The following is a 12,538-nucleotide window of genomic DNA, read 5'->3' as shown; positions in this document are numbered from 1 at the left end:
TGGTATCGATCTAACGGTGGCATCATCGGGGTATGCACGAAGCGTTCCAGTTCCTCGGAAACTTTTGGTGGCTGATCTTCGTTTTCGGCGGCACCATCGGTGGGGCGCTGAAAGGTGTCGCGGTTGCCAACGAAAGGCGGATCGAGCGCCGGCAAGAGCGCTTCCGGCTCAAGCAGGAGACCAAGGTCGCCATCGCGCAGGCCAACGCACAACATCACGCCGACGAAGAAACACAACGCCGAGAGCTGGCCAAGGCCATCGAGCAGCACGATGTGGTCGACGCCCGATGGTTCTCGTACGAGCTCGATCCGGTCACACTGCTCGACACTCCGATGATGACGGACATGCGTGAGCCTTTGACGGCCGATTTTCATCGAGCCAAATATCGTGCCGATCTGCTCCGTCCAGGCAATCCGGAGACGATGATCGGTAACCAGCAGGCGCAAACCGAGTACCGCGAGGCGGTGCACACTTACTCGATCGCCTTCGAGATCGCGGAAGCGGAGGCGAAGCGTCGCCGACGGAGCGGATTCACCCTCGACGAACAAGAGCGCCTGGTAAGGGCGCAACGTCTGCTGCGCCTGGCCATGGACGATGGCGCGACGCCACAGGAACGTCAGAGTGCGTATCGGAAGGCTCACAAGGAACTCGACGGGCTGCTGGTGCTGCCGGACCGAGCTCGGGCAGAGATCGAACACAAGATCGCCAGGGCCATCGGTGCTTGAAGAAACCGGGTGCTTGAAGAAACCGGGTGCTTGAAGAAACCAGCTGCGTGACGAGGCCGATTTGGTTATGCAGCGAGTAGTCAGGTAGTCTTCGACGCGGAGTTCAGTGCTGGATATGAACTTCACCCCAAAATCATGTTCTACCCAAGACCGTTGGTGATTGCACTCAGTAATGAGTGTGGTTGAAAGTCCGGGAGTGCCCGGCGGCCCACGTAGGTGAACGAGGTAGGGGGATAGCTTGATGTAGTGGTTCTACAGTTTGCCTGGTTATGCACTGCTTTGCGTTGCATCGTTACGCTGATTCGTAAGCCTCTTCTTCATGTTTCCTCTGTACGCCCCGTGCGCTTGCGCCGGGGCGTTTTGCATGTCGCGGACTGTGTCTTCTCGGGTTCACCCCGATGAGGTGCAGCGGTTCCTGAGTGGGACAACGACTGTCACGAGAGGAGGCGAAGTATGGCAAAGCCTGAGAAGGTTTCCGCAGTTGCGGAAATCACCGAGCAGTTCAAGGGTTCGACCGCCGCTGTGGTCACGGAATACCGTGGCCTTTCGGTTGGCAACATCACGACACTGCGACGCGCTCTCGGAGAAGGTGCCACCTACTCCGTCGCCAAGAACACCCTGGTCAAGCGTGCCGCCGCAGAGGCTGGCATCGAGGGCCTTGATGACCTGTTCGTTGGTCCGACCGCCATTGCATTCATCAAGGGCGAACCGGTCGACGCTGCGAAGGCTCTGAAGAACTTCGCTAAGGACAACAAGGCGCTCATCATCAAGGGCGGCTACATGGACGGCGCTGCGCTGTCCGTGGAAGAGGTCAACAAGATCGCGGATCTCGAATCCCGCGAAATCCTGTTGGCAAAGCTTGCCGGCGCGATGAAGGGCAACTTGGCAAAGGCCGCAGGCCTGTTCAATGCTCCCGCTTCGCAGATGGCCCGTTTGGCCGCTGCCCTGCAGGAGAAGAAGGCCGCAGAAGGCGGAGCCGCAGAGGCCCCCGCAGAGGCTGCCACCGAGGCTCCGGCCGAGGCCGAAGCCGAAAGCTGATCCGCACCCGCGCATCACTGCTATAACCCCGCCCGGTCGCGGATCAGCGACATGGGACTTACAGGAAGGACCGCCACAATGGCGAAGCTCAGCACCGAAGAGTTGTTGGACCAGTTCAAGGAGCTCACCCTCCTCGAGCTCTCGGAGTTCGTTAAGGCATTCGAGGAGACCTTCGAGGTCACCGCTGCTGCTCCCGTCGCCGTCGCCGCTGCAGGCGCACCGGCTGCCGGCGCAGAAGCTGCTGAAGAGCAGGACGAGTTCGACGTCGTCCTCGAGTCGGCTGGCGACAAGAAGATCCAGGTCATCAAGGTCGTCCGTGAGGTCGTTTCCGGCCTCGGCCTGAAGGAAGCCAAGGACCTCGTCGAGAGCGCTCCGAAGGCCATCCTCGAGAAGGTTGCCAAGGACGCCGCAGAGGCTGCCAAGGAAAAGCTCGAAGCTGCCGGCGCAAAGATCGTCATCAAGTAAGACGGTTTTCCCGCTGCTCTTCGCGAGTAGTAACGAAGAGGGCCACTCCCCACGGGGAGTGGCCCTCTTTTTTTGAACTTTTTTCGCGGGTGATATGTCGGAATCCATGCAGGTGGGAGGGGTGCCCGAACTAGGCTGTGACCTGAATTATGCTTCTTCCCTACTCGTTAGTAGTATTCGCAGTCACGGGTACCACTCCCATGCGATAGAGTGACCCAACCCACACGGGTGCATGCATGCAACGGACGTCGCGGAGGTAATGGTGGGAGTCGAGGTAGCGGTACAAGGACTGACAAAGTCTTTCGGGTCGCAGAGGATTTGGCAGGACGTGTCGTTGACACTTCCCGCGGGTGAGGTCAGCGCACTGCTCGGGCCTTCGGGTACCGGTAAGTCGGTGTTCCTGAAGTCCCTGATCGGACTGCTCCGCCCTGAACAAGGCTCCATTGTCATCGACGGCACGGACATCCTGCAGTGCTCCTCCAAGGAGCTCTACGAGATCCGCAAGCTGTTCGGCGTTCTGTTCCAGGACGGCGCACTGTTCGGCTCGATGAACTTGTACGACAACATCGCATTCCCGCTTCGTGAGCACACCAAGAAGTCGGAATCCGATATCCGCAAGATCGTGATGGAGAAGCTCGATCTCACGGGTCTGGTCGGCGCCGAGGACAAGCTTCCCGGTGAGATCTCCGGCGGTATGCGCAAGCGTGCCGGTCTTGCGCGTGCACTCGTTCTCGATCCCGAGATCATCCTCGTCGACGAGCCTGACTCCGGTCTGGATCCGGTGCGTACGACGTACATCAGCCAGACGCTGATCGACATCAACGCCCAGTCGGACGCGACGATTCTGATCGTCTCGCACAACATCAACCTCGCACGCACGGTGCCGGACAACATCGGCATGCTCTTCCGTCGTCAGTTGGTGATGTTCGGTCCTCGTGAGGTGCTGCTCACCTCTGACGAGCCCGTCGTCAAGCAGTTCCTCAACGGAACGATGATCGGTCCGATCGGTATGTCGGAGGAAAAGGACGAGGCTCAGATGGCGCACGAGCAGGCGCTCGTCGACGCCGGTCACCACGCCGGTGGTGTCGACGACGTCGAGGGCATCGTGCCGCAGATGAAGGCCACCCCCGGAAACCCGGAGCGTCAGGCTGTTCGTCGTCGCCAGGAGCGCGTCCGCCAGATCATGCACACCCTCCCAGCTAACGCTCAGGCGGCAATTCAGGACAGCCTCGACGAGGTTGACGGAACTGGGCAGTACGCTCCCCAGTACGCCGACGCGAGCGGCTATCAGGGGGAGTGGAACGACAACTCGCAAGACACGCAGGTCATTCCTGCATACGAGGGCGATCCCTACGGAAACACGACACACGGGCAAGGGTAGGCATATCGGATGGGGGTTACCCGCAACTCGGTTCTGAGTCCGGTCAACGGAGCATTAACTCAGGCCGGAAACATCGTCGAACTGTTTGTCGACGTCGTCAGGAATACGTTCCGGCGTCCATTTCAGTTCCGTGAGTTCATCGAGCAGGCCTGGTTCATCGCCAGCGTGACAATTTTGCCGACGGCATTGGTAGCCATTCCTTTCGGCGCCGTCGTCTCACTGCAGACCGGTTCGCTGATCAAGCAGTTGGGTGCAGAATCGTTCACCGGCGCTGCCAGCGTCCTGGCGGTGATCCAGCAGGGTAGCCCTCTGGTGACAGCATTGTTGGTCGCCGGTGCGGCCGGATCGGCCGTGACGGCCGACCTCGGTTCTCGAACCATTCGCGAAGAGATCGACGCGATGGAAGTCCTCGGAATCAATCCGATTCAGCGCCTGGTGGTTCCGCGTGTACTCGCGATGGTGCTGATCGCTGTGCTGCTCAACGGACTGGTGTCCGTAGTCGGTATCGCGGGTGGTTACTTCTTCAACGTGATCCTGCAGGGCGGTAACCCCGGTGCCTACATCTCGTCGTTCTCAGCTTTTGCGCAGCTACCGGACATTTGGAGCGGTGAGATCAAAGCCGCGGTGTTCGGTGTCATCGCCGGTGTGATCTCCGCGTACAAGGGACTCCACCCATCCGGTGGCCCGAAGGGCGTCGGTGAGGCGGTGAACCAGGCCGTCGTCATCACGTTCCTGCTGTTGTTCTTCGCCAATCTGATTCTGACGATGGTGTACCTCCAGATCGTGCCGGCGAAGGGATCTTGACCTAAATGACCATCGCACGAGGCCGCGGCGATCAGTTCCTGCTGAAGAGCCGCAAAGTTGCCAGAATTCCAGTGAACGCGTTGGACCGCGCGGGCGAGCAGATGTCGTTCTACGCGCGCGCCATCGCATGGACCCCGCGCACCCTGCATCGGTACCGGAAGGAGACGCTTCGGCTGCTCGCCGAAGTGACCTTCGGTAGCGGTGCGCTCGCAGTCATCGGCGGAACGATCGGTGTCATCGCGATGATGTCGGGATTCACCGGTGTCGTCGTCGGTCTGCAGGGCTTCGCCGCTCTGGAGCAGTTGGGTAGCTCGGTCCTGACCGGCTTCCTGTCCGCATACGTCAACACCCGTGAGATCGCTCCGATCGTTGCGGCTCTTGCGCTCTCGGCCACGGTGGGTTGTGGTTTCACCGCTCAACTCGGCGCTATGCGAATCTCCGAAGAGATCGATGCACTGGAGGTCATGGCAGTTCCGTCAGTGCCGTTCCTGGTCACGACCCGCATGATCGCCGGCTTCGTCGCCGTCATCCCGCTGTACATCGTGGGTCTGCTTGCGGCGTACCTCGCGTCGCGAGTGATCAGTACCGTGTTCAACGGGCAGTCGACGGGCTCGTACGACCACTACTTCAATCTGTTCCTGCCACCGCAGGACGTGCTGTATTCGTTTGCGAAAGTCCTGGTCTTCGCCTTCGTGCTGATTCTGATCCACTGCTACTACGGGTTCCATGCCTCGGGTGGTCCCGCAGGCGTCGGTGTGGCCGTCGGCCGCGCTGTTCGTGCCGCAATCGTCACGATCGCCGTTCTCGACTTCTTCCTCAGCCTCGCAATCTGGGGCACCACGACGACAGTGAGGGTGGCCGGATGATCGAGGCTCCGTCAGTCCTGCGCCGCCGTGTGCTCGGACTCGTGTTCTTCGTGGTGTTGGCACTGTTCCTGGCCTTCACCATCGGAACCTTCAACAAGACGTTCAAGGACGTCGTGAAGATCGACCTCGTCACCGACACCGTCGGAAATGCATTGCCACCCAACGCGGACGTCAAGGTTCGTGGTCTGCTGGTCGGCGAGGTGCGATCCGCGTCGACAAAAGACGGCCAGGTCACCTCGGTCCTCGCGATCGAACCGGACAAGGCTGATCTGATTCCGTCGAACGTGACGGCACGTCTGCTCCCGAAGACGCTTTTCGGTGAGCGATACGTCTCCCTGATCATTCCGGAGGGAACCACCGCTGCTCCGATTTCCGCGGGAACGGTGATCCAGCAGGACAAGAGCGGAAACGCTGTCGAGGTCGGCGACGTTCTGGACGGACTTCTCCCACTTCTGCAGGCGATTCCGCCGCAGGATCTGGCGAACACTCTCGGTTCTCTCGCGCAGGGTCTGACGGGGCGCGGCGCTGAGCTCGGTCTGACGGTCGATCGTCTCGAGGAGATCTTCCGCGGCGTCAATACCGAACTGCCCGCGGTTCAAGAGGATCTGCGCAAGTTCGCGGACTTCTCCCAGACATACTCGGACGCTGCGCCCGATCTGATCAACGCTCTCGACAATCTGCGGACCACGGGTAACACGGTGGTTCAGAAGCAGGACCAGTTGCGGACTCTGCTGGCGTCGCTCACCGTGACATCGTCGGACACCGCAGCCTTCCTCGAAGCGAACTCGTCCTCGATCATCACGCTCGCTGCGGATTCGAAGGAAGCTCTCCAGCTTCTGGCTCAGTACTCACCGACGTTCGGGTGCACGTTCAAGGGCTTCTCGGACACCGCCCCGGAAGCTGCCAAGATCCTGTCCACCGACGCGCCCAATCCTGGTGTGCGTGCGAGTATTCAGATCGTGAACCCCAAGGGTCGCTACCTGCCCAACCAGGACGAGCCACGGCTCGTCGACAACCGCGGCCCGGTTTGCTACGACAACGTCACCGAGCCAGGTCGTCCGTTCCCGCAGTACCCCGGTGGTTCGTACGGTGACGGTTCCTACCAGGTTCCTTCCCGCAATCCCGGTCCCGCCACCATGGAATTCCTGCCTGCACCCGAGGGCTCCGGACCTCAGTTGTTCTCGACCAACAACAGCGGTCCTGCTCAGCAGGCCGGCTACGCGGGCTCGAAACTCGAAGAGGATACGTTGAAGGTGATCTACGGACAGGCCAACGGTGTTGCGCCGGACGATGTTCCGGCGTGGACCACGATGGTCAGTGCTCCGGCATTTTCCGGTGCGGAGGTGAGCGTCCAATGAGAGGACTCGCAGCTCCACTGACAAAGCTCATCATCTTCGTGGTGGTCACCGTCCTGGCGACAGGATTGCTGGCCGCCAGCATCGCCAACCTCGGCGGCGGCGGAGGCACCAAGTTCAACGCAGTGTTCTCCGACGTCACCTCGTTGAACGAGGGTGACGAGGTGCGCATCGCCGGTGTTCGTGTCGGACAGGTCGAGAAGATCGCGATCGTCAACGACAACCAGGCCGAGGTGCAGTTCTCGGTGTCCGACCGTGATTGGTTGCCTGCCAGTTCCATCGCCACGATCCGGTTCCGCAACCTGGTCGGGCAGCGATACATTTCGCTCTCGCAAGGTGAAGGCAGCCAGGGGCAGAAGATCACCGGCGGCGACACCCTGCCGTTGGCGCAGACTCGCCCGGCAGTCAATCTCACGACGCTGTTCAACGGCTTCAAGCCGCTGTTCACCACCCTGAGCGCTGACGACGTCAACAAGCTGTCCTACCAGATCATCCAGGTCTTCCAGGGGGAGTCCGGCACCATCAGCGAACTCGTCCGCAACACGGCGAGTTTGACCAACACCGTCGCGGACAAGGACGCCGTCATCGGGGCGGTGATCAAGAACCTCAACGACGTTCTCGACACAGTCAATGCGAACGACAAGAACCTCGATTCGCTGATCGTCAACACCCAGCAACTCGTCACTGGGTTGGCCAACGAGCGCGGTGTCGTCGGTTCGGCCGTCACCTCACTCGCCGGGTTGACCGATGCCACGGCAGATCTGCTCGAGCCGACGCGGCCGTCGATTCAGGGCTCGATCACGGCGCTCAACACGCTGGCGACCACACTCAACCGTCGTAGTGACGATGTGAACGCGGTGCTCGAGACCTTGCCGGTCAAGCTCGACAAGCTCGCTCGCGTAGCGAGTTACGGTTCCTGGTTCCAGTTCTACCTGTGCGGAATCGACATCGTTGCCGGTCCCGGACAGTCTGCGTCGCTGAATCTGCCCACCGGCCTGCCGACGGTCAATCAGCCGATTTACACCAACGCGGCCACGCGATGCACTCAAGACGGTATGAGGGAGTTGCAAGGTCGATGAGTAAACGTCGCAGTCCGGCAATGGCCGGAGCCATCGGTATCTTCGTGGTGCTGTTGGCCACTTTGTCCGCGTTCTTCCTCGATTCGCTTCCGTTCGTGGGAGCAGGCTCGTCCTACTCCGCCGAGTTCTCCGAAGCTGCGGGTCTCAAGCCTGGTAACGAGGTTCGTATCGCCGGCGTGAAGGTCGGCAAGGTCACTTCCGTCGATCTCGACGGTGACCGTGTTCTCGTCGACTTCAAGGTCAGTGACGCGTGGGTGGGAGATCAAACCTCTGCGTCCATTCAGATCAAGACGATTCTGGGACAGAAGTACCTCGCACTCGATCCGCGCGGAACCGACAACCTCGATCCCAAGGACCGGATTCCGCTCGAGCGCACCACCTCTCCGTACGACGTCGTTCAGGCCTTCTCGGCCGCGGCGGACACCGTCGGCGACATCGACACCGACCAGTTGGCGAAGAGCATGGAGACGTTGTCCCAGGCATTCTCCGAGACACCTGGCGATGTCCGCGCTTCGCTCGACGGTGTCAGTCGGCTGTCGCAGACGATCGCGAGCCGCGATCAGGACTTGCAGAAGCTCTTCGCCGCCACCGGGAAGACGTCGCAGATTCTTGCGGATCGCAACAAGGAGTTCACCCAGCTGATCCGTGACGGCGGACTTCTGGTGCAGGAGCTCAACAATCGCCAGCAAGCGATTTCGCAGCTGCTCACCGGAACTCAGCGCGTCTCTCAGCAGCTCACCGGTCTCGTTCGTGACAACGAGGCGGCAATCGGGCCGGCGCTGACGCAGCTCAACGGCGTCATCGACATCTTGAAGGCCAACAACGAGAACTTGGACAAGGCACTGAAGCTCTACGAACCCTTCATTCGCTTGTACGCCAACGTGGTCGGCAACGGCCGTTGGTTCGACCAGGTCGTCGTGAACCTCCTTCCGCCGGGTCTGCCGGATATTCCGGGCTACCGTGACCCCGTTCGTACGTTGGGAGGCAACTGATGGCTGATACTGCCGAAGCCGGAAGCGGCTCCAAGAAGCGCTCGGTCGCGATCATCGCCGCTGTTCTGATCGGGTTACTCGTACTCGGTGGCGCGCTGTGGTGGGTGTTCACTCGCGCCGGTACCACCAAGATCACCGCCTACTTCGACAAGTCGGTGGGTATCTACGACGGTTCCGACGTTCGTGTTCTCGGTGTCAAGGTCGGCACCGTCGAATCCGTCGAACCTCAGGGAGATCAGGTCAAGGTCGAGTTGCGCGTCGATCGTGGGATCGACATCCCCGCCGGCGCCAGCGCCGCTCAGATCACGCCTTCGGTGGTTGCCGACCGCTACGTCCAGCTGACACCGGTCTTCACCGGCGGCGACAAGATGGCCAGCGGTGCAGTCATTCCGATCGAGAAGACGGCGACGCCCGTCGAGGTCGACCAGTTGTACTCCAGCATCGACGAACTCGCGTCGGCGCTCGGTCCTGAAGGTGCCAACAAGAACGGCGCGCTGTCCGATTTCGTCGAGACAGGTGCGGCCAACCTCGAGGGCAACGGTGAAGCGTTGGGAGACAGCATCACCAACCTCTCGGATGCCGCACGGACGCTCAACGATTCGCGTGACAACATCTCGCTCACCATCAAGAACCTGGATACTTTCGTGGGCGCTCTCGCGGCCAATGATCAGCAGGTGCGCCAGTTCAACACTCAGTTGTCGGACCTGACCGGATTCTTGGCAGGTGAGCGCGACGATCTCGGTGCCGCTCTGAACCAGCTCTCGATTGCTCTCGGCGACGTCGCGAAGTTCGTGGCAGACAACCGTGATCAACTGGTCCAGACAACCGAGGGTCTCGTCGAACCGACACAGACATTGGCGAACAACAAGGAAGCCCTGGCCAACACGCTCACCATGCTTCCGTTGGCGATCTCCAACCTGGTCAACTCGTACGACGCCGAATCAGGTGTGCTGGCTTCACGTCTGGCGTTCCCTGATCTTCAGAACCCGGCCGGCGTGCTCTGCAAGTTGATGGACCTCGGCAAGCTGTTGCCCGGTGATCCTCGGTTCGAGGCATTGGGAAGGCAGATGCAACCGGCTATCGACCAGTGCGCAAACGTCGCGGCGATGACCGACGCAGCCAATCAGGCTGCAGGCCTGAACCTTCCCTTCGGCATCCTTGCCGGTTCCGAACGACAGATGCAGGTAGTTCCGGGCACTGTGCCCGGCGTCGTGTCACCGCGACTGACCAGTGGAAACGGGGAGGGCGAGTGAAGCGTTCATTGATAGTCGGCGCCGGACTGTGCGCCGTCCTGATCTCGGCAACAGCCTGCTCGTCCGAGGGAATCTACGCGGTTCCGCTTCCCGGCGGTCCCGATGTGGGTTCCGATCCGATGCACTTGACCATTCAGTTCGACGATGTCTTGGACCTTGTTCCGCAGTCCGCTGTGAAGGTCGACGGTGTTCCGGTCGGTCGAGTCGACGACGTGTCGGTCGGCCCGGACGGATGGACCGCGGACGTCGGAATCATCCTCGACTCGTCGGTTGATCTACCCGCCAACGCAATTGCCGCGGTCGAGCAGACCAACCTGCTCGGCGAGAAGTTCATCCAGTTGTCGGCCCCGCCGTCCGGACCGGACTCTGCGAAGCTGGCCGACGGAGACCTGATTCCGCTCGATCGCACTCGCCACGCCACGGAGATCGAGCAGGTTCTCGGCGCATTGTCGCTGCTGCTCAACGGCGGCGGTGTGGGCCAGTTGCAACCCATCGTCGAAGAACTCGGGGCCGCATTCGACGGTCGCGAGGGCAAGACGAGAAGTCTTCTGGAGCAGGCGAACACACTCATCGGTGGACTCAACGAACAGCGTGACGACATCACCCGCGCGCTCGACGGCCTGGATGTGCTCTCGACCCGCGTCAACGATCAGAACGAGAAGATCGGGAAGATTCTCGAGGAACTCCCCGTTGCGACACAGGTTCTCAACGAGCAGCGCCCGCAGCTGACGCAGATGCTTGCTCAGGTGGATCGACTCGGAACAGTGGGAACCGACGTCCTCACGCAGTCCAAGGACGATCTGATCGCTGATCTTCAGGCTCTGCGTCCAACGCTGCAGGCGCTCGCAGACTCCGGTGACGACTTCGTCGGGGCACTTCCTTTCCTTCCGACGTTCCCGTTCCCGGACGGTGTCGAGAAGATTGCGCAGGGTGGTTCCGTGAACCTCTTCCTGAGCGTCGACTTGCAGATCGGCAACACTCTCTCGGGTCTCGGTGTCGGACAGGGTGAACCGGAATACCGTCAGCCGAAGTTCGGCAATCCCAAGCCGGTGGTAGATCCGTCCAACCCGTACTACAACGGAAACGGACCGCGGCCGGGTTGGCCGACGGTGTCGCTGCTGCCGATCGCTCCGATCCTGCCGCAGATCCCCGTCGTCGCCGGTCTACCCGCCACCACGGCCGGTGACCCGGCAACACCGGCTCCGGCAGCGGACCCACTCAACCCCATCCAGGGAATGCTGGAACAGTTCGGAATCGGTGGTGATGGACAGTGAGATCAGCTCTGGTCAGATGGCAGCTCGTCGGCTTCGTGGTGGTCGCGCTTCTGGGTCTCATCTACGTCGGCGCCAAGTACGTGCGTCTGGACAACCTCATGGGGTTCGGTCAGTACACGGTCAAGACCGAATTGGCCACGTCCGGTGGAATTTTCACCAACGCCGAAGTGACGTATCGCGGTGTGCCGGTCGGTCGAGTGGGCGACATGTCGTTGACCGAGGACGGAATTCAGGTCGACCTGAAGATCGACAACAGTGCTCCGGAGATTCCCGCGTCGGCCCGTGCAGTCGTGGCCAACCGCTCCGCCATCGGTGAGCAGTACGTCGACCTTCAGCCCGATACCGATCAGGGACCGTTCCTCGCGGACGGCTCGGTGATCGCGGTGGGGGACACCACAACTCCGATCCCGATCGAAGATGTGCTGACCAGCGCCAACGGCTTGGTCAAGTCCGTGCCTGTCGACGCGCTCCACACCGTCGCCGTCGAACTCGGTGCCGCATTCAACGGCAAGGGCGAGGACATTCAGGTCCTGGCCGATTCGCTGTCCGGTCTCTCGCAGTCCGGGCTCGACACTCTGCCTCAGACGCTCGCGCTGATTCGGAACAGTGAGACGGTACTGACGACGCAGTCGGATCAGTCCTCCGCGATCAAGCAGTTCAGTACCGATCTCGATGCTGTCACGGCGCAGTTGAGGACCAGCGATCCGGACATCCGTCGCTTGATCGACAACGGCATCCCGGCCAGCGATCAGATCGGTGCCCTCATCAACGAGGCGGGCCCGAGCCTGACGACTGACCTGACCAATCTTGCCGCGACCACCAAGACGCTTGCACCCCGAACGATCGCGCTGCAGCCGTTCCTGATCTTCCTTCCCGGCCTGGCCGCTGCCGCACCGACGGTTGCTCCCGGCGACGGAACGGTCCATCAGGGCTTGGTGCTCGAGACCAACAATCCGCTCTCGTGCACGGTGGGTTACGAAGGCACCATGGCGATCCTGGACGAGATGAAACGTCAGAATCCCAACTTCGACGACACCCAGCAGGATTTCCCGCTCAACACCGCGGCGTCGTGTGAGGCGCCGCTGGGCAGCGAGACGGGCGTCCGCAGTGCCAACCGCGTGGTGTACGCCGATCCCGACACGATCCAGCCTTGGGACTTCAAGCCGAAGGTCGATCCGGACAAGTTGAACCTCAACCCGATCGCGACGCAGTTGGCGCCGTTGCTCGGAGTGACACCGAAGTAGACCGATCCGAATGTGGTCGAGTTTGTGCAGTTCAGGCTACTGAGTTGTGGCAGTTGACGATT

At 61.2% G+C, this 12,538-nt stretch carries 12 protein-coding genes; all 12 read left to right on the top strand.

The genetic code is table 11. From position 1 onward, the window contains the following. Positions 1–32 precede the first annotated feature (32 nt). The 12 genes from CPI83_RS20575 (at position 33) to CPI83_RS20520 (ending at position 12,476) form a co-directional block, all read left to right on the top strand. Positions 33–725: a hypothetical protein gene (locus CPI83_RS20575; RefSeq protein ID WP_097387645.1), complete on the top strand. Its 693-nt coding sequence runs from the start codon at positions 33–35 to the stop codon at positions 723–725. Positions 726–1,178: 453 nt separating this feature from the next. Then, a complete protein-coding gene (gene rplJ / locus CPI83_RS20570) occupies positions 1,179–1,763 on the top strand; it encodes a 50S ribosomal protein L10 (RefSeq protein WP_003942074.1) in 585 nt (194 codons plus the stop codon). A 78-nt stretch (positions 1,764–1,841) separates the two neighbouring features. Further along, the gene (gene rplL, locus CPI83_RS20565; RefSeq protein ID WP_003941857.1) at positions 1,842–2,228 is read left to right on the top strand and encodes a 50S ribosomal protein L7/L12; all 387 of its coding nucleotides are present in this window, start codon (positions 1,842–1,844) and stop codon (positions 2,226–2,228) included. A 259-nt stretch (positions 2,229–2,487) separates the two neighbouring features. Beyond that, entirely contained in the window at positions 2,488–3,609 is a 1,122-nt protein-coding gene (locus CPI83_RS20560) for an ABC transporter ATP-binding protein (RefSeq protein WP_024487305.1), read from the top strand. Positions 3,610–3,618: 9 nt separating this feature from the next. Continuing rightward, the gene (locus tag CPI83_RS20555; protein ID WP_003942038.1) at positions 3,619–4,413 is read left to right on the top strand and encodes an ABC transporter permease; all 795 of its coding nucleotides are present in this window, start codon (positions 3,619–3,621) and stop codon (positions 4,411–4,413) included. Between the two features lie 5 nt (positions 4,414–4,418). Continuing rightward, a complete protein-coding gene (locus tag CPI83_RS20550) occupies positions 4,419–5,279 on the top strand; it encodes an ABC transporter permease (protein WP_003941894.1) in 861 nt (286 codons plus the stop codon). Next, the gene (locus CPI83_RS20545) at positions 5,276–6,637 is read left to right on the top strand and encodes an MCE family protein (RefSeq protein ID WP_019744311.1); all 1,362 of its coding nucleotides are present in this window, start codon (positions 5,276–5,278) and stop codon (positions 6,635–6,637) included. The genes CPI83_RS20550 and CPI83_RS20545 overlap by 4 nt, the downstream gene beginning before the upstream one ends. Beyond that, positions 6,634–7,713 (top strand): MlaD family protein, encoded by a 1,080-nt coding sequence (locus CPI83_RS20540; protein ID WP_019744310.1) that lies wholly within the window; start codon positions 6,634–6,636, stop codon positions 7,711–7,713. The genes CPI83_RS20545 and CPI83_RS20540 overlap by 4 nt, the downstream gene beginning before the upstream one ends. After that, positions 7,710–8,705 (top strand): MCE family protein, encoded by a 996-nt coding sequence (locus CPI83_RS20535; RefSeq protein WP_003942053.1) that lies wholly within the window; start codon positions 7,710–7,712, stop codon positions 8,703–8,705. Before CPI83_RS20540 ends, CPI83_RS20535 begins: the two co-directional genes overlap by 4 nt. Continuing rightward, complete coding sequence (locus CPI83_RS20530) at positions 8,705–9,958, top strand: MCE family protein (RefSeq protein WP_097387644.1); 1,254 nt, start codon at positions 8,705–8,707, stop codon at positions 9,956–9,958. Before CPI83_RS20535 ends, CPI83_RS20530 begins: the two co-directional genes overlap by 1 nt. Beyond that, a complete protein-coding gene (locus CPI83_RS20525; protein ID WP_020906821.1) occupies positions 9,955–11,232 on the top strand; it encodes an MCE family protein in 1,278 nt (425 codons plus the stop codon). The genes CPI83_RS20530 and CPI83_RS20525 overlap by 4 nt, the downstream gene beginning before the upstream one ends. After that, the gene (locus CPI83_RS20520) at positions 11,229–12,476 is read left to right on the top strand and encodes an MCE family protein (RefSeq protein WP_097387643.1); all 1,248 of its coding nucleotides are present in this window, start codon (positions 11,229–11,231) and stop codon (positions 12,474–12,476) included. Before CPI83_RS20525 ends, CPI83_RS20520 begins: the two co-directional genes overlap by 4 nt. The last annotated feature ends 62 nt before the right edge of the window (positions 12,477–12,538 follow it).

It is taken from the genome of Rhodococcus sp. H-CA8f, assembly GCF_002501585.1.
In the GTDB taxonomy this organism is placed as follows: domain Bacteria; phylum Actinomycetota; class Actinomycetes; order Mycobacteriales; family Mycobacteriaceae; genus Rhodococcus_F; species Rhodococcus_F erythropolis.
Note: the sequence above shows the minus strand (reverse complement) of the source record. Positions and strands in the feature narration are given on the sequence as shown.